We start from the raw sequence: 25190 nt of genomic DNA, 5'->3' as shown, positions 1-25190 counted from the left end.
TCATGGGTTTTAGTAGGACCGGGGTTCCACTTGCTGGAATTCTCCCGTCAACATGTTTTTCGTGCAGGAAAACAACATGGGAAGGCCGTATTCCATGGGTTTCTCATATAAAAGTTCTGTATCGGTCACCTTTGTATACTCATTTTGCATCTCTGCGTCAAAGCGGTGGAAAAACTCCGGGTTCCCCACAGTCCAGCCCACCTCCACATTGGACACTGGGTTCGGCACAGAAATACGGTAGTAGGGCCCGGTGCCCTCCAGCTCCGGGCAGTCGGGGAAGCGATACTGTTCCAGCTCCTTCTGGGTATACTGGTACACCACGTCGGTGTGTCCGTCGTGCACATACAGGCGGTACAGGGCCGCCCCGTCCCCATCTTCCGCTCCAGCCCAGAAGTACAGCACCGAGCGGTCGGCCAGAGGCAGGGGGTTCTGGATGCAGGCAGGCGCAGGCGTTCCATCATAGCGATAGGTATACGCCACAGTCAGAGGGTTGGAAATGCCCCGGTTCATGGTGGAAATGAGGCCGCTGTCATCCACAAAGAGGGTCTCCTGGTGGTTCCCTTTGTAGTCCATACGGATGAGGGTTTTGCCGTCTACGATGCCGTAGATCCACGCCGGATCCACCGCCTTGACCTCCAAGTTGTCCGTGTCCCAGACCTTCCACAGCGCCTCCCCGGTTTTTTGGCTGTCCACCAGATACAGAGCGCCGTCCCGATACTCAAAGTCGCACTGGTCGTAAAACCACGCAGAATCCAGGTCCTCAAAGTCATACTCCCGCTCCTGCTCAAAATACTCCTCGTAGGACATCGACGGCTGCTCAGGTACCTCCCAGGGCACCGTCTGGGGCAGCTGGCTTGGGGTGGGACTGGGCTCTCCCTCTGGGGCTCCAGGGGAGCCATGGGCCACCAGGAGGGGGGACAGCCGATCATATACCTTCTGGTACAAGTCCTGACCGTCCACAATGGAGTAATGGGTGTCCCCAAATTGGGCGGATGTGTAGGCGGAATTGGTGCTCAGGTTTACCCGCATGGACCCCTCAGCCAGCCCCACCTGGATGCTGATGTACACCGAGTCCGGCTCCACGGTGTAGGTGTTTTGGCGGGGAAAGAGGGTGTTTCGGATGGTGAACCCCTGAAAGAGAGACACCAGATCACGGCTCAATTTCTGGGGAATATTCTCCTGGGAGATGTCACAGTGATAGGTCTCCCCGCCGTTCCAATAGTCGGCGCTGATGGAGCGCACCTGGAGGGTGTCGGCGGGGTCCACCATGGGCTTGGAGCGGAAGAACGCGGCGGCGGCCACGGCTACCAGGACCACCAACACCGTCACAATTCCCAGTGGCTTTTTCCACGTGTTTGCTGTGTGCTTCATTTCATACCCCTCCTTACTTGTGCAGCTCACAGGCATTTGGATTCGAACGATTCTCTGGGGGCAACATGTTTTTCTTGATGCACTTGTATGGGCGTTAGGTTACATCGGGGGATTGCCGATCCCACACGCTCCAGACTCCGTCCTCTTTGGTGAGGAAAAAGTTCTGTGTTACCTTTCCCGAATTCATGAATGTCTTGGTGTTGTCATACTCCACATCATACTGGGCAGATACCACCATAAATCGGGTGAGCATATCCTCTTGCGTCCAGTCGGCAAACAGTTCCGACTCCGGGCAGAAATAGTGTTTCCACTGCCACGCCGTCTCAGAGGGAGATGGAGTGATTTCCCCGATGGTGAGGGAGATGGTATATTCCTGCTCCGCCTCTTGTTCCAGCTCATTTCTCACCGCAGCCACAGCGGCGTCCTGCTCCGCCTGGGAGTAGGAAAACCGCTCCTGGCTGACCTGGTCCGGGTCGGTGAAGGACCATACCCGCTCCGGCAGTTGGGAGGGCGGGCCCTCTGGCTCCTCTGGTTGCGGGGTCATGGTGGGCGTGGGAGCTGGCGTGGGGGTGGGCGGCTCTGTGGAGCCCCAAGGGGAGCCGTGGGCCACCAGGAGGGGGGACAGCCGATCATACACCTTTTGGTACAGGTCGGGGCCATTCACAATGGCATAATGGGTGTCCCCAAACTGGGCAGAATTGTAGTCGGAATTGGTGGAGAGATTCACCAGCATGGAGGTACGGTCCGTCTCCACCCAGACGTTGAGATACACAGAGCCCGGCTCCATGCGGAAGGACTGGGGGCGCAGGAAACGGACATTTCGCATCTGGGTTCCTTGAAAGAGGGTAATCAGCTGGTTGTTCAAGTTCTGGGAAATGTCCGTCTGCTCCATGGTAGAGCGGTAGCTCTCCCCGCCGTTCTCGTAGTCGGCCGTAATGAGGGAAATCCGGGGGGAATCGGCGGGGTCCAGCATGGGTTTGGAGCGGAAGAACGCAGCGGTGGCCACCGCCACCAGGACCACCAACACCGCCACAATTTTAAGGGCAGATTTGCGTATGCTTGCCTTTTTCATGAGATATCCCTCCTTATTGGTGCAGCCGTTTGAGCGCAGTTTACAGGCTTTCTCTTGTATGTTCAGCATACCATAATGAACCCCTTAGGGCCAAGGGTGGACGAGAGAGAAAAACCCTCCGGGAAATTGTACAATTTCCCGGAGGGTTTGGTATTGCGATGGATTACTCGCCCAGCACAGCGGCGCAGCGAGCGCACAGCTCGGCATGGCCGTGATCGGTGCCGATGCTGGTGTCGTGGTTCCAGCAGCGGGGGCACTTCTCGCCAGCGGCCAGAGAGACAGCCACAGTGAGGCCCTCGAACTCCTCGCCCTGGTAGCCCTGGCCTTCGCCCTGGGCCACAGTGACCTGGGAGACGATGCACAGGGTGGCCAGATCGGCCTCGGAGAGGTTCATGGCCTGGAACTGCTCGAAGGCGGCAGCGGTGAAGGTGAGGGACAGAGCGGCGTCGGTGCTCTTCTTGATGCCCTGCTCGCTTCTCGCGATCTCCAGAGCCTTGTTCACGTCGTCCCGCAGGGCAATGATGCGGTTCCACTTCTCGTCCTCGGCCTCGGTCATGGCGTAGGCGGGATTGACGGCGGGGATGTCGTTAAAGAGCACGCACTCGGTGTCGTCGGTAGAGGCGTGGGGCATGGCAGCCCAAATCTCCTGGCTGGTGAAGGCCAGGATGGGGGCCAGCAGCCGGGTCATACCGTCCACGATGATATACAGGGCGGTCTGAGCGGAGCGGCGGCCCGCCTCATCGCCACAGTACAGGCGGTCCTTGATGATATCCAGGTAGAAGTTGGACATCTCCACCACGCAGAAGTTGTAGATGGCGCGGTAGGCGGCGTGGAACTCGTAGCGCTCATAGGCCCCGCGGCAGGCGGCCACCAGGTTGTTGAACTGGTGCACGGCCCAGCGGTCCAGCTCCATCATGTCGGCCACGGCCACAGGGGCGTTGGGGTCGAAGCCGGCCAGGTTGCCCAGCATGTAGCGGGCGGTGTTGCGGATCTTCAGGTAGGCCTGGCTGAGCTGCTTCAAAATCTCGGGGGAGATGCGCATGTCCTGGGTGTAGTCGGCGGAGGCCACCCACAGACGCAGCATGTCGGCGCCGTAGTCCTTGATGACCTCGTCGGGGGACACGGCATTGCCCAGGGACTTGTGCATGGCCTTGCCCTCGCCGTCCACGGTCCAGCCGTGGGTGATGATCTGCTTGTAGGGGGCCACACCCTTGGCGGCGATGGAGGTGAGCATGGAGGACTGGAACCAACCACGGTACTGGTCGCCGCCCTCCAGGTACACGTCGGCGGGGAAGGTCAGCTCGGGACGCTCGTCCAGCACGGCGGCGTGGGTGGAGCCGGAGTCGAACCACACGTCCATGATGTCGGACTCCTTGGAGAAGTGGACGCCACCGCAGTGGGGGCACTTCAGGCCCAGACCCTCCACCAGCTCGTCGGCGGTCTTCTCAAACCAGACATTCGACCCGTACTCCCGGAACAGCTGGGAGACACGCTGGATGGTCTCGGGGGTGACAAGGTCGGCCCCGCACTGGTCGCAGTAGAAGATGGGGATGGGCACGCCCCACTTGCGCTGACGGGAGATGCACCAGTCGTTGCGCTCGCTGATCATGGAGGTCATGCGGTCCTTGCCCCAGGAGGGATGCCAGGAGATGTTGTCGCAGCTCTTCACAGCGGTATCCTTGATGGCGTCCACGGAGCAGAACCACTGCTCGGTGGCACGGTAGATGATGGGGTTCTTGCAGCGCCAGCAGTGGGGGTAGGAGTGGACGATGTTCTCCTTGGCCAGCAGGAAGCCCTCGGCCTCCAGGTCGGCCACCACCAGGTCGTTGCCCTTGGCGTAGAACTGGCCGTTGTACCGCTCGTCGGTCATGACGCCCTTGGCGTTGACAGGCACGGGGGTGCCGATGTGGGTCTTGCCCGCATCGTCGTAGGCCTTGCAGATGTTAAAGTCGTCCGCACCGAAGCCGGGGGCGGTGTGGACGCAGCCGGTACCGGCGTCCAGGGTCACGTGGTCGCCGCAGAGGATGACGCTCTCCCGGTCGAACAGGGGGTGCTTGGCACGCATCAGCTCGAAGTCGCTGCCCTTGAAGGTGGCCAGCACGGTGCAGGAATCCTGATCCAGGCCAGCGGCCTTGCACACGGACTCCACCAGGCCTTCCGCCAGGATATACACCTCGCCGTTGGGAGCACTCAGCAGCACATAGTCGAAGTCGGGGTTGACGGAAATGGCGTAGTTGCCGGGGATGGTCCAGGGGGTGGTGGTCCAGATGACGAAGTAGGTCTTGGACAGGTCGGTGACGCCAGAAAGCTTGCCCTGGTCGTCCTTCACGGGGAACTTCACGAAGATGGTGGTGCAGGGGTCGTCGGCGTACTCGATCTCGGCCTCAGCCAGAGCGGTCTGGTCGTGGGGGCACCAGTACACGGGCTTCATGCCCTTGTAGATGTAGCCCTTCTCGGCCATCTTGCCGAAAATCTCCACCTGCTTGGCCTCAAACACAGGGCTAAGGGTGAGGTAGGGGTTCTCCCAGTCGCCGATGACGCCCAAACGCTGGAACTCGCTGCGCTGGATGTCCACGAAGTTCAGGGCGAAGTCCCGGCACTTGTCCCGGAACTCGGAGTCGGTGAGCTCGTCCCGCTTGATCTTCTTGTCCTTCAAAATGGCGGACTCGATGGGCAGGCCGTGGGTGTCCCAGCCGGGGACATAGGGGGCCTGGAAGCCGGTCATGTTCTTGTAGCGGATGATGATGTCCTTGAGGATCTTGTTCAGGGCGGTGCCGATGTGGATGTGGCCGTTGGCGTAGGGAGGGCCGTCGTGGAGGACAAACTTGGGCTTGCCCTCGTTCTTCTTCATCAGCTTGTGATAGGTCTCCACCTCCCACTTGCCGTTGAGCAGCTCAGGCTCCCGCTTGGGAAGGCCCGCCCGCATGGGGAAGTCGGTCTGGGGGAGGTGTACGGTCTTGTTGTAATCCATGGTGGGATTCCTCCTGTGTCATAATAGAATTTCATTTTAAACGATGTCAAAAGCCTCGCAGAGTTTGCGCCTCTCAGGCGCAAAAAATTGAAATCATTTTCTCCCGGGACATGCGCACGGGAGAAAATACTTCTCGCCCTGCAAGTGTGAATTCGGCCGCGATGTTTGCGGACGAACTTTGCGCGCAGCAGGGTGTAAATCACCGTTGGAAAAGGCTTTTGCCTTTTTCAACGAATAAAAAACACCTTTGTCCCTCTGAAATGAGAGACAAAGGTGTGAATAACCTCTGCGGTACCACTCTCGTTGCCTGTGCCACGCACAGACCCCTCGACGGGTCCCAATAACGGAGACCAACCCGGCAAAGCCTACTGGGGCAAAACTTGCCCGTTGGGTTTGCAGCTCCCAGGTGATATTCCCCAAGGCCCGCCCTGCCGCTCTTCCACCCAAGTGAGCGGCTCTCTGGTGGGGGACAGTTGGGTACTCGTCCTGTTCCACGCATTTAACCTCTATATCTTATCCAGTTGGCGGGGGTTTGTCAACTGTTTTTGTGACCAGAAATTTTAAGTTTGCACAGCGTCTCTACCAGGAATACGGCCACTTTCTAGAGGGGAAATTTCATTTCCAAGAATGATTCCATTCCGCCTTGACAGGACACCATTTCCGGGGTATACTCGAAGATAGAAAAGGGGTGCCACCGGTGACGGCTGTCCCCCTCTGGGTTTACTTGGAAGTAACCGCGGGCTGGGGAGCTAGGCGGTTACTTCTTTTTATTGTCCAAAAACAGGGCAACAACACACACAACAAACGTGGAAAAAGCGGAGCACTTGCAACCTCTTTCGGCAAGTTCTCCGCTTTTTTCTTATCTTCTGGCCTCGTAGGCAAACCAGCCTTTGCGCTCCAGCTTGCGGGTAATCCGCCAGCCGTTTTGCTCCAGGGCCTGGGCCACTTCCTCCGCCCGGGAGTCAATGATGCCCGAGCACAGGAACACCCCGTCGGGGGTGAGGAAGCGGTGTGCCACGGCGGACAGGGGGATGATGACGTCCGCCACGATGTTGGCCAGCACCACCTGGTTTTGCCCCGGGCGCAGCTGGTCGCCAAACTTCTGGTCGGCCAGGACATTCCCCGCCAGCACGGTGAGGCGGTCCTTGCCGATGCCGTTCATGGCGGCGTTTTCATAGGCCACATCCACCGCCTTGGGGTCAATGTCCACCCCCACGGCGTGCTCTGCCCCCAGTCCCAGGGCAGCAATGGCCAGAATGCCGGAGCCGCAGCCCAAATCCAGCAGCTTCTCACCGCCGTGGATGTGCTGCTCCATCAGTTCCAGGCACAGCTGGGTGGTGGGGTGGGAGCCGGTTCCGAAGGTGAGGCCGGGATTCAGGTACAGGGGCACCCGGCCGTCGGGGATGGGCTGGCCCTTCATCCACTCGGGGACGATGTACACCCGCTCACCCACCGGGATGGGCTGATAGTACTTCTGCCAGGAGGTGGCCCAGTCCTCCTCCCGCAGGGAGACGGTCTGGGGCTCGTACTGCTCCAGGCCCCGGAGGGCGGCTCTCATCTGGGCCTCGCCCTCTTCATTGTCAGGGACATAGAACTTTACCCGGCTGGCCCCCTTCATGTGGCGGGCCAAATCCTCGTCTACATAGTCCCAGTATTGGCGGTTTTGCTCCAAAAACTTGAGGAATTCTCCCTCTTCCTCCACCACCAGCCCGGTCATGCCGTTATTGGTGAGGGTGTCGCACACCCGGTCCATGTCTTGGGCGGGGACGGGGAGGGTCACTTCCAACCAGCGCTCGCTCATCCTGCGTTCTCTCCTTTGCTGCGTAGTTCCCGCAAAGTCACGTCATAGGCCTCCTGCTGGTGGGGGAGCACCGGCAGGGTCTGGGGCACTTCTGCCCCGGCACAGGTCAGCACCCGCCGCAGCACCTCGTGGGCCAGGGCGGGATTCTTTACCAGCACCGGGCCGGTGAGATGGGTGGCCATCAGATTGCCCCGGATGTACCCCTCGGGGCCCCGCTGGCAGTCGTTGCCGAAGCCCATCTCCAGGCTCTCAAAGAGGGGGGTGGACACCCCGGCGGTGAGAGAGCACTTGTTTAGAAAGCCCACCACCGGAGAATGTCCCGGCGGGGTGTTGGCAATCACATCGTGGGGGGTGCGCTGGCGGGTCTCAATGGTGGTGAAGTCTGCCAGACCCAACCCCTGCCACACCTTGCCCTGGGTGTCCGTGATGGACTGGCCCAGGATTTCCATGGCGTTTCCGGTGAACAGCACCACCGCCCCCCGGTTCAGGGCCCCTTTCAGGTCCTCCACCTGGGGGCGCAGCCCTTCCAGAGCAAACTTCTGGGCCTGCTCGGTGCCGCAGCCCATATAGATGAGGTGGGCGTTGGAGAGGTCGGGGTTCTCCCCGGCCACCACCTCCACCTCGTGGCCCAGAGCCTCCGCCATGCGCTGGAGCACCACCAGGTTGGCGTACTCCCCATACAGGCTCATGCGCTGGGGACACAGATGCACAAATTGCAGTTTCATGTCTCTCACCCCTTACTTGTCTTCCAGCTCCACCCGGTCCAACACCTTGTCCCGGTCGGAGAAGCAGGTGACCACATACACATCTTCGCTGCCGCTGCCCTCCAGGTACTCCACCGCCTGGGGGATGCTGGCTTCCAGCACCACCTTGTCCTGGGGCACGGCGGAGCAGGCAAAGCGCAGAGCCAGGTCGTTGACATAGCGGCCGGAGAGCACCACCCGCTGCACGTGAGGGGCGGCCAGCAGGTCGAAGTCAATGTCCCACAGCCAGCTGGTCTCCCCGGTGAAATATTTTCGGGAGATGGCGTCCACCACCACCAGTACCGTGCAGGGGGTCTTGGTGTCCCGGATGTACCGCAGGTTGGTGTCGTAGGCCACGGAATTCTCGTGCTTGCTGGTCAGCAGGGTGCCGTGGTGCTGGCCCAGGGTAAAGCGCACCATGCGCCCGTTTTTCAGAATGTAGTTGTTGATGACCCCGGCGGCGGTGGCCTTGTCCACCCCGATCATGCGGCAGGCGGACCAGGCGGCCAGGATGTTGTACACGTTGTAGATGGAGCGGAAGGCCAGCTGAATGGGGGTGTCCCCGTCCAGCACCAGCTGTCCCGCCTCCAGGTCCAGGCTGGTCACCGCAAAGTCGGGGTGGGGGCGATGGTGGTCACACTGGGTGCAGTGATAGTGCCCGATGTGGTTGTAGTGGTACAGCTCGTACTCCATGGGCGCGCCGCACAGCGGGCAGAAGGCCCCGTCGTGGTACATGCCGTGGTGCTCTTTCGTGGCCCCGGGCCATGCCTCCAGCCCGAACCACTTCACCGGGTTGCCCTGATGGGCGAAGCAGGCCACCAGGGGATCGTCGGCGTTGAGCACCAGGGTGGTGGAGGGGTGAATGGCGGGGAGAATGGCGTCATACACCCACTGGGGGTGTCCGTTGCGGGTGAGCTGGTCCCGGTAGAGGTTGGTGATGACGAAGTGGGTGGGGTGGAACCAGTGGAAGGTGTGGCGGGCGTACCGCTCGTCGCTCTCCAAGAGGAGCACGTCCCCCCGCACCCGGCCCCCCAGGTCGCACTGGGACAGGATGAGGGTGGTGACACCCTCGATCTGATTGGAGCCCTCGGCGTTGTACACCACGTTTTTCCCGGCGGCCTTCAAAATGGCGGCGATCATCTCCACGGTGGAGGTCTTGCCGTTGGAGCCGGTGACGGCGATGACGTAGGGGGGCAGCTTCACCCGGCTCAGCACGTCGGGGCACACCTTCAAGGCAAACTGTCCGGGCAGGGAGGAGCCCCGGCCCAGCAGTTTGCCCACCAGGCGCATGAATTTACACAGAATGATGGCTAAAAATCGTCTCATGGTACCAGCCTCTTTTCTCAGTTTGACGGGTTATGGCCCCGGTCCAGCCAGATCATCAGAGCGGCCAGGTCCGCCGGGCTCACCCCGCTGATGCGCCCTGCCTGGCCCAGGTTCAAGGGCTGAATGTCGCTCAGCTTCTGCCGGGCCTCCAGCCGCAGGCCCTGGATGGCGTTGTAGTCGGTATTGGGGGGAATGGCCCGGCTCTCCAGCTTGGCCATCTCGGCCACCTGCCGTTTTTGCCGCTCAATGTACCCCTGGTACTTCACCGAGATTTCCACTTGCTGTGCCACTTCTGTGGAAATCTCCGGGCGGTCCGGGTCGAAGGGGGTGAGATCGGTGTACGTCACCCGTGGACGGCGCAGCAGGTCCGCCAGCCGGGCCCCGTGGGGGCAGGGGGGCTCGCCCCGGGCGGCCAGCATTTCGTCCAGCTGGGGGGAGGGGGCGGCTCCGGTGTGCTCCAGCCGCTTGGCCTCCCGCTCTACGGCGGCGTATTTCTCCTCCACCGCCCGCATCCGCTCCTCACTCACCAGCCCCACCCGGTATCCCAGGTGGCACAGCCGCTGGTCGGCGTTGTCCTGGCGGTGGATGAGGCGGTACTCGGTGCGGGAGGTCATCATGCGGTAGGGCTCGTCGGTGCCCTTGGTGACCAGATCGTCAATCAAGACCCCGATGTACCCGTCTCCCCGGGAGAGGATGAGGGGCGGCTCGCCTTTCAGCTTCAAAGCGGCGTTGATGCCTGCAATCAAGCCCTGGGCGGCGGCCTCCTCGTAGCCGGAGGAGCCGTTGAACTGCCCGGCCCCGTACAGACCCGGCACGCCCTTAAACTCCAGGGTGGGCAGCAGCTGAGTAGGGTCTACGCAGTCATACTCGATGGCGTAGGCGGGGCGGGTCATCTCCGCCTCTTCCAGCCCCGGAATGGTGTGGAGCATTTGGACCTGCACCTCCTCGGGCAGGGAGGAGGAGAAGCCCTGGATGTACAGCTCCTCGGTGTTCAGCCCCATGGGCTCAATGAACAGCTGGTGGCGGGGCTTGTCGGGGAACCGCTCCACCTTGGTCTCAATGGAGGGGCAGTACCGGGGCCCCACCCCCTCGATGGTGCCGTCGTACAGGGGGGATTGATCCCAGTTGGCCCGAATGATGGCGTGGGTGTGCTCGTTGGTGTAGGTGAGGTAGCACACCGCCTGGTTTTGGGGTGGCTCCTGGGTGGAGAAGGAGAAGGGCACCACCTCTTGGTCCCCCTCTTGCAGCTCCATGGGGGAGAAGTCCACGCTGCGGCGGTGGACTCTGGGGGGTGTGCCCGTCTTAAAGCGGCGCAGCCGCAGCCCCAGCCGCTCCAGGCAGGCGGAGAGAGACTGGGCGGCGGCCATGCCGTCGGGGCCGGAGTCCCGCACCACAGGGCCCACAATGGTGCGGCCCTTCAAGTAGGTGCCGCTGGCGATGATGGCGGCTTTCACCTGGTAGGTGGCCCCGGTCTCGGTGACCACGGCGGACACCGCCCCCGCCTGGTCGGTGAGAATGTCCACAATTTCCCCCTGTTTCACCCACAGGTTGGGCTGGAGTTCCAGGGTGTGTTTGCACACCTCCTGGTACCGTCTGCGGTCTGCCTGGGCCCGCAGGGACCACACGGCGGGGCCTTTGCCCCGGTTGAGCATCCGGTACTGGATGCAGGCGGCATCGGCGGCCTTGGCCATCTCGCCGCCCAGGGCGTCAATTTCCCGCACCAGGTGGCCCTTGCCCGTGCCGCCGATGGCGGGGTTACAGGGCATGTTGCCCACGGCGTCCAGGTTGATGGTGAAGCACAGGGTGCGCAGACCCAGCCGGGCGGCGGCAAGCGCTGCTTCCACCCCGGCGTGGCCCGCCCCGATGACGGCAATGTCAAATTGTCCTGCTTGATAGGCCATGAAAACAAGTCCTTTTGTGTCTATATTTGCTTGCCTCTCCCTCTGGGAGAGGTGGCAGCCCGTCAGGGCTGACGGAGAGGGTGCTGCCTGTTCTTTGACGCACGCCCTGTGGTGCTGTGGTAGGGGCCGTGGCTTGCCCGGCCCAAAGCCTCCCTCAGGGAGGGAGGTGGCCCGGCGTGAGCCGGGGCGGAGGGATGGACCGTCTAACCGCACAGTCGCTGGCTTGCCAGCCTGGTGGGGACGCTTCCCGCTGGGGGTTCCTTTTGATCGGGCAAAAGGAACCAAAACCCGCCTAGGGCGTTCCCCCCTAGGTACCCCCCTTGGGGTACCAGGCTGGGTGTGCGTCAAGTCTGGGTTCGGCCCGTCTGTCTTGCTGTGGCTCCTATTTGTGCCACCACACCAGGCCCCCTTGGGCAGCTGGCCCTATGGCGTGGCGGTTTCCATATCCGGGCCTACTCTAGAGAAGCGGCGTTCCCGCCGCTGGGAGCCAGGCAGTCGGCAACTGGAAACAGTTGCACACCAGGGTAAGGCCCTGGAAGTAGAAGAATACCCCAGCAGAGGAGTAGGTGCAAACCGTAGAAGGGCAAGCCATCTATGTGACCCCACCGGGCCAAGGGCCGGAAATAGGAGAATGCACACGCCTCCCAGTACCGCGGGGTGGATTCCACAAGGCGGGGGAAGGCCCCGCCTTTGGCGATTCTTTCCCCGATTTCTCATCGGGGAGAAATCGGGCCCAGCGGAGCGTCCCTGCCAGGGACGCAGGTATGCGCCTGAGATATGGCAGGAGGTCAGGCCCTCTCCCGAAGAGCCGGGGGTGGGGCGCTTATTGGGGCACTAGTTCCAACACGGAAATCTCGGGCCGATTGAACATCCGAAATCCCGGGATGGGGGTGGTGTTATTGCCCAGCCCCCGGGTGGCGTACAGGGTGCTCTCTCCCAGGGTGTACACCCCGGCGGTCCAGGTGGGGAAGAGGTCTCCCCCTGAGCCGAACACCCCGTCGGTGAAGGGCAGGCGCACCAGCCCCCCGTGGGCGTGGCCGGACAGCACCAGGGCGTAGCCACAGGCGGCGTATCGGTCAAAGTAGTTGTTGCGGTGGGCCAGGAGCAGGGTACACAGGCCCGGATGGTCCTGCTGGATCTCCTCGTACAGCTCCTGGGGCGTCTTCTGGTCGGCGTAGCCGTTGGCGTCGTCCACCCCGGCCAGCACCACCTGGTCGCCGTTGCGCTCCAGCACCACGTACTGGTTGGACAGCACCGTCACCCCGTTTTCGGCTAACAGCTCCTTGGTCTGACGGATGTCTCCCACCGCCCACTCGTGGTTTCCGGTGACGAAGTAGGTGGGGGCGATGGCGGACAGGCCCCGGGCCAGGGCGGGGAGGGTGCCCCGCTGGCTGGCCTGGTCGATGATGTCCCCGGTGAGGGCGATGAGCTCTGGGCTTTGGGCGGCAATCTGCTCCAGCAGGTCCCGGTGGTCCTCCCCGTACTGGTGGCCGTGGAGGTCGGACAGGTGCACCACCCGCATCCCCTCAAAGCCCTGGGGCAGGCCGGAGACGGGCACCTGGGTGTGGGTCACCTCCAGCCCCCAAAACTGCCAGTTGAGGAAGGCGGCGCCCCCTAAAATACAGGCGGTGACCCCCAGGGCAGCGCCCAGGGCACGCAGTGGTTTTTTAATCTTCATCGTGGAGGTAGTAGGGCCGCATCAGGCTGCGGTGCTCGGTGGAGTCCTTCTGGCGGTTGGAGCGGGGCGCAGACTCGATGGGGCGGGGCCGATCGTTGCCCCGGGAGCGGCGGCGCTTGCCGGACAGGGAGGGGGGCAGGATGGAGGGTTTCTCCCCCTTGTTCTTCTTGCCGCCCTTGCCCTCCTGGGCCTTGGGAGGCTGGGGCTCCTTCTTGAGCTTTTCCTGCTTGGGCTGTTCCTTCCGGGGTTTCTCCTGCTTGGCAGGCTGCTCCTTCCGGCCCTTGCGCTCCCGCTGCGGCCTCTCGCTGCGGGGCGGCTGGACGGGACGGCGGGAGGCCAGCAGCCGGGCGGTGGCGTCCATAATCACGTCCGAATCCAGGGGATTGGGCTTGTAGAAGTCGGTCTCGGGCATGGCGGGCTGCTGGGGCAGGGTGTCGGATAGCTTGCCCTGGCGCACGCCACGCTTGTGGTGGTGGGGCTCCTCGGGGATGGGAGCGGGAGCGGGGGCAGGCTGAGGGGCCTTTTCCCGGCGAGGCTTCTCCTTCCGGGGCTTTTCCTGCTTGGGCTTGTCGACCTTGGCGGCCTTCTCTGCCTTCTGGGCCTGGGCCTCCTCCTGCCGCTGACGGCGGCGGTCTCGGGCGGCCTGACGGGCCTCGGCGTCCTCGGCGTTGATGATGCGGCCATTCTTGTCCCGCTTGGGGGCCTCCAGATTCACCATGGGGAAGGGGTGGTCCTCCACCACGGGGATGGAGCGGCCCAGCAGCTTCTCAATGGCCTTCAGCTCGGCCTTCTCGTCAAACTGGCAGAAGGAGATGGCGGTGCCGGAGTGGCCGGCCCGGCCGGTGCGGCCAATGCGGTGGACGTAGGTCTCGGGCACATCGGGGAGGTTGTAGTTGAACACCCAGGACAGCTCGTCGATGTCAATGCCCCGGGCGGCGATGTCGGTGGCCACCAGCACCCGCACCCGCCCCGCCTTGAAGTCGTTGAGGGCCTGGACCCGGGCGGTCTGGCTCTTGTTGCCGTGGATGGCGGCGGCGGTGATGCCCTGGGCGTTGAGGTCCCGGGCGATGCGGTTGGCCCCGTGCTTGGTGCGGGAGAACACCAGAGCGGCGGGAATGTCCCACTTCTGAATTAAGTGGCACAGCAGCTTGGTCTTGTTGTTCTTGTCCACGTAGAACAGCTTCTGGCCGATGACCTCCACCGGGGAGGACACCGGGTCCACCGCCACCCGGGCGTAGTCGTGGAGCAGGGCATTGACCAGCTCCATGACCTCGGGGGGCATGGTGGCGGAGAAGAAGAGGGTCTGCTTCTTCTTGGGCAGCAGCTTGAGCACCCGGCGCACGTCGTGGATAAAGCCCATGTCCAGCATCCGGTCCGCCTCGTCCAGGACGAACATCTCAATGTGGCTCAAATCCAGCAGGCCCTGGCCGTGGAGGTCTAAGAGGCGGCCGGGGGTGGCCACCAGGATGTCCAGACCCTTGCGGATTTGATCCACCTGGGGCTGCTGGCCCACGCCGCCGAAGATGACGGCGCTTCTCAGGGGCAGGTGCTTTCCGTAGGCCACCAGGGAGTCCTGAATTTGGATGGCCAGCTCCCGGGTGGGGGTGAGGATCAGGGCCCGGATGACCCGGGGGTTGGGGACCTTCTTGGACAGACGCTGCAAAATGGGGGCGGAAAAGGCGCAGGTCTTGCCGGTGCCCGTCTGGGCGCAGCCCAGCACGTCCCTTCCGGTCAGGGCGGGGGGAATGGCCCCTTGCTGGATGGGAGTGGGGGCGGTGTACTCCTGCTCTGCCAGGGCCTTCAAGATGGGGTCACAAAGACCCAGTTGTTTGAAATTCATGTGATCGTTCCTTTACTTGTATTGCGTCAAAGCCTGTTGCACGGATACGACCGTCTCCGCCAGGCTCTGGTTGTGCACGGGGACGGTGAGATGGGCGCAAGCTTCATAGAGCGGGGTACGGTAGGCGTAGACGTCTCGAAGGGTCTGGCCGGGCTGGAGGGCAATGCCCCGGGTGGCCATGTTGTGGATGCGCCCTTCCACTTCCTCCAGCGTCAGCTGCAAATAGACTACCGTACCCAAACTGCGCATGTGTTCGATGGCCCGCTTCCGGCAGATGCAGCTGCCGCCGGGGGCGATGACGGTGTGGGTACAGTGCACCGAGGCGATGGCGTCCGCCTCCGCGTCCAGAAACCACTCCACACCTTTTTCATCCAACAGCTCTTGCAGCAGTGCCCCCTGCTGCTGCTGGATGAGCAAATCCACGTCCAGAAAGTCGTAGCCCAGGGTCTTGGCCAGGACCACGCCCACGCTGCTCTTTCCCGAACCGGGCATTCCGATTAAGATGATGTTGTCCATCTGCCTCACATCCCATACGCAGGCCCATCTCCCCGTGGGAGGATGGGCGATATTTGCCCATGATAAGACAGACTATTATATCAGATTCCACCTGGAAAAGGCAAGAGGGAGGGGGGCCTGCTCCCGGCTTTGCGTCCCTTCCTGTGGTGTGCTGTGGTAGGGGCCGTGGCTTGCCCGGCCCGTTGGCTCCCTGGCATTGCTCTGGAGGATTCGGGAGGGGCAAGCCCCTCCCCTACGGCCGAAAAACCAGGGAAAGTGGAACTGTTTAAAGCCTTTTCAGCGTACGGCACCCCGCCTTGCCTCTCCCTTTGGGAGAGGTGGCACAGCGCCAGCTGTGACGGAGAGGGCTACAAGGAGTGGCGATGTTTGAGGCCTTTCCGGGCAAATAGCAGCACCCCTGGAGCAGGATTTGCTCCAGGGGTGCGGTCTGGTTTTCGTTACGCTTTGCGCTTGTTTTGGGCCAGAATCAGCAGGGCAGCAACTCCCGTATCATGTGGGAATGGGTTTCATTATAGAAAAATTCCTGTTTCATGTGGTCCAGGGATTTTTCCAGCTCGGGCGTTACCGCAAAGGAGATTCGCTTGAAGTCGCTGGTCATGCAACATACCTCCTTCCTGTCAGAACATCTGAACGTCTGAACCTATCTGCATTATAGTTCATAGGTTCAGAACCCGTCAAGCACTTTTTGGCAAAAAGGTTCCGCTTGACAGAACCTATGAACCTGCGCATAATATGAACTGTGAGGAGGTGGTATGAGTGCCCACGCAAAAACCACGCTACACCGTCATTGTGGACGAGGAACTTTTAAAGGAAATTGACGATTTTCGCTTTGAAAATCGATATCCCAGCCGTTCTGCCGCCACGTTGGAGCTCATTCGCATTGGCATTGAGCAGTTGAAAAAGGAGAAAGAGGCGGCATCGTCCAACCAGCAGCCCACCGATCTGTAATCTATTCACGCCCCCGAGGGATTCCCTCCAGGGGGCGTTTTTTCATGCATCCTCCGCCTTCAATTTAACCTGAAACAGGTTAGAAGTCAATACTCTGTTTCAGGTTATGCCATACTCTGCAAGAGGTGAAGTATGATGAACCGATTGCGAGATTTACGAGAAGACGCCGATTTGACCCAAACCCAGGTGGCAAAGTTTCTGGGCATGTCTCAGACGGGGTACTCCAAATATGAGACGGGGGAAAATGACATTCCCACCCGGGTCCTCATTGAGTTGGCGAAATTTTATCACACCAGCATTGACTATCTATTATGTGTCAGTGACAGGCGGACGCCCCTGTGAGCGCTGGGGTAAGGATACAGCGGGCCGGGCAAGCCACGGCCCCTACCCCAGCGGCCCAAGAAATTCGGCAATGTTCCGGGCTATTCCAGGCCCAAAGCCTCCCTCAGGGAGTGGCCCGGCGTGAACCGGGGCTCTAACCACCCAGGGTTCCGGCTTGCCAGCCCGGTTGGGACGCTCCCCGCTGGGGGTGACTTTTGTTCGGGCAAAAGTCACCAAAACCCGCCTAGGGCGTTCCCCCCTAGGTACCTCCCTGGGGTACGAGGCTGAACCTGCGTCAAGGCTATCGTCGGCCCGTCACCCTTGCTGTGGCCCCTGTTTGTGCCACCACACCAGGCCACCTTGGGCAGCTGGCCCTATAGATGGGCGGTTTCCACGTCCGGGCCTACCCTGGCCAAGCGGCGTTCCCTCCGCCGGGGGTTTTGCTGCACCATCCTGTTGCGCTGCGGTAAGGGCCGTGGCTTGCCCGGCCCGTTGGTTCCCTTGTATTGCCCTGGGGGATTCGGGAGGGGCAAGCCCCTCCCCTACACCCAACAACGCAAGAAATTCGGCAATGTTCAGGGGCTTTTTGCGCCCGGCCCCCGGCAACTGGGAACAGTTGCTGGCCAGGGTAAGGCCCTGGGGGTAGAAGCTGGCACCAACCGAGGAGCAGATATAACCCATAGAATGCAACGCCATCTATGTGACCCTACCAGACTAAGGGCCGAACCGAGAACGATGCACCTTCCACCCAGTACCGCGGGGTGGATTCCACAAGGCGGGGGAAGGCCCCGCCTTTGGTGGGTCTTTGGTAACGTTCTGCCCAGTCAGAAAGTTACCCCAGCGGAGCGTCCCTGCCAGGCTGGCAAGCCTGAAACAGGGGCGGTTAGACGGACAACCCCTCACCTCTCCCTTTGGGAGAGGTGGCACAGCGCCAGCGGTGACGGAGAGGTTTTCCGGTCTCCCACAAACAACGCACCCCTCTGGAGCGGGTTTTCCGCTCCAGAGGGGTGTTTTCTTGCCTTATCGGCCCAACCGGGCCTTGAAGTTGTGATATCCGAACTGGGTCAGCTGCTCCAGCCCGCCCTGGGGGTCCAGCCGCCAGAGGTCGGGCAGGGGCATGCCGTTGAAGGTGTTGTTTTTGCAGGTGGTGTAGATGGCCATGTCCCCAAACACCACCAGGTCCCCCCGGTGCAGGGGCTGGGCGAAGGAGTAGTCCCCTACCACGTCCCCGGCCAGACAGGTGGGGCCTGCCAGGCGGTAGGTGTGCGCCCCGCCGGACTGGGCCACAGCCTGGAGAATGGGGGGCTGGTAGGGCATCTCCAGCACGTCGGGCATATGGCAGGCGGCGCTGGCGTCCAGAATGGCGATGTGCACCCCGGCGTTTTCCACCAAATCCACCACCCGGCTCACCAGATACCCGGCGTTGAGGGCCACCGCCTCCCCCGGCTCCAGGTACACCTCCACTCCCCAGGCCTCCTGGGCGTGGCGGATGCACCCCTCCAGGGTGTCCATCTGGTAGTCCGGGCGGGTGATGTGGTGCCCGCCCCCCATGTTCAGCCACTTCATGCCGGGCAGCACGTCCCCGAATTTCTCCTCCACCGCCTCCAGGGTGGTGGCAAGGTCGTCGGCGTTTTGCTCGCACAGGGTGTGGAAGTGCAGCCCGTCCAGCAGCTCCAGGGTGTGGGCGTCCATCTGGGCGTTCCAGATTTCCCGGGTCACCCCCATGCGGCTGCCGGGGGCGCAGGGGTCGTAAATGGCGTGTCCCTCCTGGGTGGAGCACTGGGGATTGATGCGCAGCCCCACACTCTTCCCCGCCTCCTTGGCCCGGGGGCCCAGGGTTTTCAGCTGGTGGATGGAGTTGAACACGATGTGGTCGGCGTAGCGCAGCAGCTCGCCAAATTCGTCCTCCCGGTACCCGGCACAGAACACGTGGACCTCCTTGCCTCCCATCTCCTCAAAGCCCAGCCGGGCCTCATAGAGGCCGCTGGCCTCGGTGCCCGCCAGGTACTGGGAGAGGAGGGGGTAGAAGTCGTAGTTGGAAAAGGCCTTCTGGGCCAGCAGGATGTGACAGCCTGTACGCTGGGCCAGGGCGGAGAGCACCTGGCCGTTTTGCTCCAGCCGGGCCTGGTCGATGACATAGGCGGGGGTGGGCAGGCTGCCAAACAATTCGCCCAGTTGGTGGGTGGCCAGCCCCTGGAAGGGGGGATGGCCCAGATTCAGATACTCCATTTAGTCCACCAGCACCGGGTTGTGGTTCTCCCGGCGGGGCAGGCCGTACTGGTCCAGGGCGTCCAGGAAGGGATCGGGATCGAACTCCTCCACGGTGTGCACACCGATCTTGTTCCACTTGCCCGTCAGCAGCATGAGGGCGCCGCACATGGCGGGCACGCCGGTGGTGTAGCTGATGGCCTGGCTGGCCACCTCCTGGTAGCACTCCTGGTGGTCGCAGACGTTGTAGATGTAGTAGGTCTTCTCCTTGCCGTCCTTCTTGCCGGTGAAGATGCAGCCGATGTTGGTCTTGCCGTGGGTGCGGGGGCCCAGGCTGGCGGGGTCGGGCAGCAGCTCCTTGAGGAACTTGATGGGCACAATCTGGTGGCCCTCAAACTCCACGGGGGTGGTGGACAGCATGCCCACGTTCTCCAGACACTTCATGTGGGTCAGGTAGCTCTGGCCGAAGGTCATGAAGAAGCGGATGCGCTGCACCTCGGGGATGTTCTCGGCCAGGGACTCGATCTCCTCGTGGTGGAGCAGGTACATGTCCTTCATGCCCACCTGGTCGAAGTCGTACTCCCGCTTGATGCTCATGGCGGGAATCTCCACCCAGTGGCCGTCCTCCCAGTAGCTGCCGGGGGCGGACACCTCCCGCAGGTTCACCTCGGGGTTGAAGTTGGTGGCGAAGGGGTAGCCGTGGTCGCCGCCGTTGCAGTCCAGAATGTCAATGGTATCAATGGTGTCAAACTCGTGCTTCTTGGCGTAGGCGCAGTAGGCCTGGGTGACACCGGGGTCAAAGCCGCAGCCCAGCAGGGCGATGAGCCCGGCCTTCTCGAACTTCTCCCGATAGGCCCACTGCCAGGAGTAGTCGAAGTAGGCGGAGAAGCCCTTCTCCTCACACCGCTTCTCGTAGATGGCCTTCCACTGGGGGTCCTCGATGTCCTCGGGCTCGTAGTTGGCGGTGTCCATGTAGTTGACCCCGCAGGCCAGGCAGGCGTCCATGATGGTCAGGTCCTGATAGGGCAGGGCGATGTTCATCACCAGGTCGGGCTTGTAGCTCTGGATGAGGGCAATGACCTCCTCCACGTGGTCGGCGTCCACCTGGGCGGTGGTGATCTTGGTGGCAGTCTTGCCCTCCAGCTCGGCGGCCAGGGCGTCACACTTGGACTTGGTGCGGCTGGCGATGCACAGCTCGGTGAACACCTCGCTGACCTGACAGCACTTGCGGATGGCCACGGAGGCCACGCCTCCACAGCCGATGACCAATACTCGACTCATGTTCCATCTTCCTTTCTATGTACTAAAATTTCAACAATCTATGGGAATCTTGTGGAAAACTTTTTTACCTTAGGCGCATCTGAAAACTAAGAAATCGCAGAATTTTTCACAAGCAACAGACAGATACCAGGCAAAAAGCACAGGAATCCTGGGTGGATTCCGAGCATTTTTAACGCAGTAGCTGGCGTTGATTGTTGGAAAAGTCAATGATTTCGACTTTTCAGAAAGCCCCTAACTGGCGTGCTCCTGGGCCACCAGGTTGCGCACCCAGGTGCCGGGCACGTCGTGGAAGGAGGAGCGCACCTCGATGGGGATGTTGTGGCGGCGGGCCAGGATGACACAGCGGTCGTGGAGCACCTGGGCCCCATGCTGGGCCATGTCCAGCATGGCCTCGTAGGAGATCTCCTCCAGCTTGGTGGCGGTGGGGTCCTTCCGGGGGTCGGCGGTGTACACCCCGTCCACGTCGGTGTAGATCTGGCACACGTCCGCCCGCAGGGCGGCGGCCAGGGCCACGGCGGTGGTGTCCGAGCCGCCCCGGCCCAGAGTGGTGAGGTTGCCCCAGACGTCCATCCCCTGGAACCCGGCCACAAAGACGATGCGGCCCCGGGCCAGCTCTTTTTTAATGGCGGCGGGGGAGACGCTCTGGATTTGGGCCTGGGTGTAGTCGTCGGTGGTGCGAATGCCCGCCTGCCACCCGGTGAGGCTCACGGCCTCATAGCCCATGTGTTCCATGCATAGGGCGGCCAGGGAAATGGAGATCTGTTCCCCGGTGGTCAGCAGCATGTCCAGCTCCCGGCCGGAGGGGTTGGGGTTGAGCTCCAGGGCCTGGTCCATGAGGCGGTCGGTGGTGTGGCCCTGGGCGGAGAGCACCACCACCACTTGGTTGCCCCCATCATAGGCCCGGGCGATGAGGGAGCAGATGTGGCGGATGCGCTGGCTGTCCGCCACCGAAGTGCCCCCGAATTTCAGTACCATCAGTGCCACGGCTCAGCCCTCCCCGTGGCTCAGGGTGAGCAGCAGCTCCCGCAGCACCTTGCAGGCGGTGGCGGTGGACACCCCGCTGGCATCCAGCATGGGGGCCAGCTCGTTGACGTCCGCCCCCACCACGTTGACGTGCTCGAAGCGGCGAATGGCCTCCAGCAGCTCCAGGAAGGTCACGCCGCCCGCCTCGGGGGTGCCGGTGCCGGGGAACACGGAGGGGTCCAGGCAGTCCAGGTCAATGGTGAGGTACACCGGGACCTGGCTCTGGGCCAGCTGGGCGGTGAGGTCTGCCAGGCCGTCAAAGGTGAAGGGGTGAAAATCGGTGTGGGAGCGGGCGAAGGCGAACTCCTCCCGCTCGCCGCTGCGGATGCAGAACTGGTGGATGCGTCTGTCGCCCACCAGGTCGTGGCAGCGGCGGAGGACACAGGCGTGGCTGAGAGGCATGCCCAGGTAGTCCTGCCGCAGGTCGGCGTGGGCGTCAAAGTGGACGATGTGCAAGTCCGGGTATCTCTTATGCACCGCCCGCACCGCGCCTAGGGTGACGGAGTGCTCGCCGCCAATGAGCAGGGGCAGCTTGTCATGGTCCAGAATCTCCTGGGCCCGGGCTTCGATGTTCTCCAGGGCCTGCTGGACGCTGCCAAAGCACAGCTCCAGGTCCCCGGAGTCGAAAATCTTGCAGTCGGTGAGGTCCCGGTCCTGGTAGGGGCTGTAGGTCTCCAGCCCGAAGCTCTCGTGGCGCATGGCCGCGGAGCCGAACCGGGCTCCAGGGCGGAAGCTGGTGGTGGAGTCAAAGGGGGCCCCAAAGAGGACGATCTTGGCCTCTTCAAAGGGGGTATCGCAGGCGATAAAGGTCTCAATGTTGGGTTTCATATCATTCTACCTCCTCCAGCATTCTCTCCAGGAAGGCCGGGAGGCAGAATGCGCCGGTGTGGAGCCGGACGGTGTAATAGTTGGTTTTCAGGTGCAGGGCCAGCCACTTATCCCGGTCGAAGTCGTCGATGGGGTGATATTTCTTGCTGGCAAAGCCAAACAGCCAGTACCCGGCGGCGTAGGTGGGGATGTGGGCCTGGTACACCCGGCTGATGGGGAAGGTGCTGACGATGCGCTTGTGGCTGCGCTGCATGGCCTCGGCGTCCTGGTGGTAGAAGGGGCTGCCCTGCTGGTTGACCATGATGCCGTCCTCCCGGAGGGCGTTGTAGCAGATGCCGTAGAACTCCCGGGTGAAGTAGCCCTCGGAGGGGCCGAAGGGGTCGGTGGAGTCCACGATAATCAAATCATACTGGGCATGCTTGCGGCGGATGAACCGCAGGGCGTTGTCGAAGTAGATGTGCACCCGGTCGTCGTCCAGACGGCAGGCGTTGCCGGGCAGGTAGCGGCGGCAGGCGTCCAGCACCTGCTCGTCCATCTCCACCAGGTCGATGCGGCGGATGGACTCGTACCGGGCCAGCTCCCGCACCACGCCGCCGTCGCCCGCGCCGATGACCAGCACGTCCTGGACGTTGGGGTGCACCGCCATGGGCACGTGGGTGATCATCTCGTCGTAGATGAACTCGTCCCGCTCGGTGAGCATCACGTTGCCGTCCAGGGTGAGCACCTTGCCGAACTCGGGGGTGTCGTAGATGTCAATCTGCTGAAACTCGCTCTTGTGGGAGTACAGATGCCGCTGGACCCGGATGCTGTGCTTGACGTCCGGGGTATGAAATTCGCTAAACCACAGTTCCATCACAGCGCCTCCTGGGTGAGAATGTTGATGTGTTCAATGTCCGGGTCCTCAGGTCCGGTCATGGAGCAGCCCTTGGCCTTGGCGTAGCGGATGTAGTCCAAAATCTCGGGGGTAATCCGCTCGCCGGGGGCCAGGATGGGGATTCCGGGGGGATAGCACATGACAAACTCGCTGCACACTTCCCCGGCGCTGTCCTCCAGCCGCACGCTCTTTTTGTCGGCGTAAAAGGCCTCTTGGGGGCTGGTGACCACCTCGGGGTCGATGTACTCCTGGTTCATCAGCCCGCTGGCGTCGGTCTGGTACCGCCGCCGGATTTCCGCCAGGGCGCTGACCAGTCGCTCCAGCTCCTGGGGCCGGTCGCCGATGGAGAGGTAGGCCAGAATGTTGCCAATGTCGCCGAACTCAATCTGAATGTCGTACTCATCCCGGAGCAGGTCGTACACCTCAATGCCCGCCAGGCCGATGTCCCGGGTGTGGACGCTGAGCTTGGTGGGGTCAAAGGCGAAGATGGAGTCGCCATTCACCAGCTCGCCGCCGAAGGCGTAGTAGCCGCCCACGGCGTTGATCTCCTCCCGGGCGTACTCCGCCATGGCGGTAACCTGGCGGAACACCTCAGGGCCACGCAAGGCCAGGTTGCGGCGGCTGATGTCCAGGCTGGACATCAACAGATAGCTGCCCGAGGTGGTCTGGGTGAGGTTGATGATCTTGCGCACGTGGCCCTCGTGGATGTTGGGGCCGATGAGCAGCAGGGAGGACTGGGTGAGGCTGCCGCCGCTTTTGTGCATGGACACGGCGGCCATGTCCGCCCCCGCCTCCATGGCGGAGATGGGCATGTTTTCCCCGAAGTAGAAGTGGGTGCCGTGGGCCTCGTCGGCCAGGCAGTACATGCCAGCGTCGTGGGCCATTTTCACAATGGCCTTCAAGTCGCTGCAAATGCCGTAGTAGGTGGGGTTGTTCACCAGTACCGCCACGGCGTCCGGGTTCTCCCGGATGGCCTTGGCCACCTGCTCCCGCTTCATGCCCAGGGAGATGCCCAGCTGGTGGTCCACCTCGGGGTTGACGTAGACGGGGATGGCGCCGCACAGCACCAGGGCGTTGATGACGCTGCGGTGGACGTTGCGGGGCATGATGATCTTGTCCCCCCGCTTGCAGGTGGACAGCACCATGGACTGCACGGAACTGGTGGTGCCCCCCACCATCAAAAAGGCGTGGGCGGCGCCAAAGGCGTCGGCGGCCAGCTCCTCGGCCTGGCGAATCACCGAGATGGGATGGCACAGGTTGTCCAAAGGCTTCATGCTGTTGACGTCGATGCTCACGCACTGCTGGCCCAGAAACTCGGTGAGCTCCGGGTTGCCCCGGCCCCGCTTGTGGCCGGGCACGTCAAAGGGCACCACCCGCATCTGGCGGAAGGTCTGGAGGGCTTGGTAAATGGGGGCTTGACTCTGGTCAAGGACGTGTTTTCTCTTCATATGCCACACCTCGATACAAAAAAAGACACAAGCTGCATCTGTACAGCTTGTGTCAAACAAGGTCAATATCAAAAGCCCGTGTTCCGACAGACCCATCCCCGGCGCAGGCAGGGGAGCGGGTGCGCCGCCCCGCAAATCGGGACGACAAAAAAGGGGGGTGGAGGGGGCTTGGTACATAGAGTCTATATAGCAACAAGATACTTTTACTACTCTGTTATTGACCGTTTCACAAGTCTGCGCAAATGCGCATTTCGGTTATAAAGTAACCAACTTATAAAATTTGAGCTTTTAACTCAATCAATAAGGCGGTAAAACCGCCAATCGGCAGTGGACCCGGCTGTCCGTATGGCCTTAACTCCCGGAGGAGTGGTCCTAGTATGCTTGGCCAGATAAACTCCAGTCAAATTCTAGCTGAGTATAGCATGGGGTGGGGGTGGTGTCAATATTTTTTGGAGAAATTCAGGTAAAAATTTGAGGAAGAAGGCTTGGCCTTCCTCCATTTCTCAGAAGCAAATTAGCGCCCCTGCCAGGGACGCTCCGCTGGAAGACCTCCTAAAGGCTCCCCTGTGTAAGGGGTTGTCCGTCTAACCGCCCAAGGCTCAGGCTTGCCAGCCTGGTGGGGACGCTCCCCGCTGGGGGTGCCTTTTGAGCGGACAAAAGGCACCAAAACCCGCTTAGGGCGTTCCCCCCTAAGGACCCCCCTAGGGTGCCAGGCTGTCCATGCGTCAAGTCCATATTCGGCCCGTCACCCTTGCTGTGGCCCCTGTTTGTGCCACCACACCAGGCCACCCTGGGCAGCTGGCCCTATAACCGGGTGGTTTCCACCTCCGGGCCTACCTTGGTGTAGCGGCGTTCCCGCCGCCGGGGGTTTTGCTGCACCATCCTGTTGCGCTGCGGTAAGGGCCGTGGCTTGCCCGGCCTGTTGGTTCCCTTGTATTGCCCTGGGGGATTCGGGAGGGGCAAGCCCCTCCCCTACACCCAACAACGCAAGAAATTCGGCAATGTTCAGGGGCTTTTTGCGCCCGGCCCCCGGCAACTGG

19 protein-coding genes and 1 other annotated feature are annotated in these 25190 nt (G+C 62.0%); of the genes, 2 read left to right on the top strand and 17 right to left on the bottom strand.

The features are described from left to right. Positions 1 to 9: 9 nt before the first annotated feature. The 11 genes from B5F98_RS10450 to B5F98_RS13485 form a co-directional block, all read right to left on the bottom strand. Positions 10 to 1371: a hypothetical protein gene (locus B5F98_RS10450; protein WP_087372309.1), complete on the bottom strand. Its 1362-nt coding sequence runs from the start codon at positions 1369 to 1371 to the stop codon at positions 10 to 12. A gap of 94 nt (positions 1372 to 1465) precedes the next feature. Continuing rightward, positions 1466 to 2443 (bottom strand): hypothetical protein, encoded by a 978-nt coding sequence (locus tag B5F98_RS10445; protein ID WP_087372307.1) that lies wholly within the window; start codon positions 2441 to 2443, stop codon positions 1466 to 1468. A 163-nt stretch (positions 2444 to 2606) separates the two neighbouring features. Then, entirely contained in the window at positions 2607 to 5414 is a 2808-nt protein-coding gene (gene ileS, locus B5F98_RS10440; protein WP_087372304.1) for an isoleucine--tRNA ligase, read from the bottom strand. Between the two features lie 260 nt (positions 5415 to 5674). Then, positions 5675 to 5917, bottom strand: a binding site (T-box leader). Positions 5918 to 6273: 356 nt separating this feature from the next. Beyond that, complete coding sequence (gene prmA / locus B5F98_RS10435; protein ID WP_087372301.1) at positions 6274 to 7215, bottom strand: 50S ribosomal protein L11 methyltransferase; 942 nt, start codon at positions 7213 to 7215, stop codon at positions 6274 to 6276. Then, on the bottom strand, positions 7212 to 7940 hold the full coding sequence (locus B5F98_RS10430; RefSeq protein WP_087372298.1) for a hypothetical protein: 729 nt from the start codon (positions 7938 to 7940) through the stop codon (positions 7212 to 7214). The genes prmA and B5F98_RS10430 overlap by 4 nt, the downstream gene beginning before the upstream one ends. Positions 7941 to 7952: 12 nt before the next feature. Next, positions 7953 to 9284: a MurT ligase domain-containing protein gene (locus tag B5F98_RS10425; protein WP_087372295.1), complete on the bottom strand. Its 1332-nt coding sequence runs from the start codon at positions 9282 to 9284 to the stop codon at positions 7953 to 7955. A gap of 17 nt (positions 9285 to 9301) precedes the next feature. Then, positions 9302 to 11185, bottom strand: coding sequence for a tRNA uridine-5-carboxymethylaminomethyl(34) synthesis enzyme MnmG (gene mnmG / locus B5F98_RS10420; protein WP_087372292.1), 1884 nt, complete (start codon positions 11183 to 11185; stop codon positions 9302 to 9304). 823 nt (positions 11186 to 12008) lie between these two features. Then, the gene (locus B5F98_RS10415; RefSeq protein WP_087372289.1) at positions 12009 to 12863 is read right to left on the bottom strand and encodes a metallophosphoesterase; all 855 of its coding nucleotides are present in this window, start codon (positions 12861 to 12863) and stop codon (positions 12009 to 12011) included. Continuing rightward, positions 12853 to 14703: a DEAD/DEAH box helicase gene (locus B5F98_RS10410; RefSeq protein WP_087372286.1), complete on the bottom strand. Its 1851-nt coding sequence runs from the start codon at positions 14701 to 14703 to the stop codon at positions 12853 to 12855. Before B5F98_RS10410 ends, B5F98_RS10415 begins: the two co-directional genes overlap by 11 nt. Positions 14704 to 14715: 12 nt before the next feature. Continuing rightward, the gene (locus tag B5F98_RS10405) at positions 14716 to 15219 is read right to left on the bottom strand and encodes a shikimate kinase (RefSeq protein WP_087372283.1); all 504 of its coding nucleotides are present in this window, start codon (positions 15217 to 15219) and stop codon (positions 14716 to 14718) included. A 466-nt stretch (positions 15220 to 15685) separates the two neighbouring features. Then, the gene (locus B5F98_RS13485; RefSeq protein WP_275532895.1) at positions 15686 to 15817 is read right to left on the bottom strand and encodes a hypothetical protein; all 132 of its coding nucleotides are present in this window, start codon (positions 15815 to 15817) and stop codon (positions 15686 to 15688) included. Between the two features lie 158 nt (positions 15818 to 15975). Here B5F98_RS13485 and B5F98_RS10400 point away from each other — a divergent pair, with 158 nt between their 5' ends. Beyond that, positions 15976 to 16167, top strand: a complete 192-nt coding sequence (locus B5F98_RS10400; RefSeq protein WP_087372280.1) for a ribbon-helix-helix domain-containing protein — start codon at positions 15976 to 15978, stop codon at positions 16165 to 16167. Positions 16168 to 16299: 132 nt separating this feature from the next. Beyond that, positions 16300 to 16509, top strand: coding sequence for a helix-turn-helix transcriptional regulator (locus B5F98_RS10395; protein ID WP_087372277.1), 210 nt, complete (start codon positions 16300 to 16302; stop codon positions 16507 to 16509). Positions 16510 to 17508: 999 nt separating this feature from the next. Here the strand turns inward: B5F98_RS10395 and nspC are convergent. The 6 genes from nspC to B5F98_RS10360 all read right to left on the bottom strand — a co-directional run bounded on the left by nspC (position 17509) and on the right by B5F98_RS10360 (position 24150). Next, on the bottom strand, positions 17509 to 18717 hold the full coding sequence (gene nspC / locus B5F98_RS10385) for a carboxynorspermidine decarboxylase (protein ID WP_087372269.1): 1209 nt from the start codon (positions 18715 to 18717) through the stop codon (positions 17509 to 17511). After that, positions 18718 to 19977 carry a saccharopine dehydrogenase family protein gene (locus B5F98_RS10380; RefSeq protein ID WP_087372266.1) on the bottom strand — a complete coding sequence of 420 codons (1260 nt, stop codon included), beginning with the start codon at positions 19975 to 19977 and terminating at the stop codon, positions 18718 to 18720. Between the two features lie 231 nt (positions 19978 to 20208). Further along, a complete protein-coding gene (locus B5F98_RS10375; protein ID WP_242961655.1) occupies positions 20209 to 20952 on the bottom strand; it encodes an aspartate kinase in 744 nt (247 codons plus the stop codon). A gap of 12 nt (positions 20953 to 20964) precedes the next feature. Continuing rightward, positions 20965 to 21828: an agmatinase gene (gene speB / locus B5F98_RS10370; protein WP_087372258.1), complete on the bottom strand. Its 864-nt coding sequence runs from the start codon at positions 21826 to 21828 to the stop codon at positions 20965 to 20967. Position 21829: 1 nt separating this feature from the next. After that, entirely contained in the window at positions 21830 to 22681 is an 852-nt protein-coding gene (gene speE / locus B5F98_RS10365) for a polyamine aminopropyltransferase (protein ID WP_087234448.1), read from the bottom strand. Then, a complete protein-coding gene (locus tag B5F98_RS10360) occupies positions 22681 to 24150 on the bottom strand; it encodes an aminotransferase class V-fold PLP-dependent enzyme (RefSeq protein ID WP_087372255.1) in 1470 nt (489 codons plus the stop codon). Before B5F98_RS10360 ends, speE begins: the two co-directional genes overlap by 1 nt. Between the last annotated feature and the right edge of the window lie 1040 nt (positions 24151 to 25190).

The organism is Pseudoflavonifractor sp. An44 (assembly GCF_002161675.1).
Taxonomy (GTDB): Bacteria; Bacillota; Clostridia; order Oscillospirales; family Oscillospiraceae; genus Enterenecus; species Enterenecus faecium.
The sequence above is the reverse complement of the archived record's forward strand: the minus strand, read 5'-3'. Positions and strand labels throughout refer to the sequence as shown.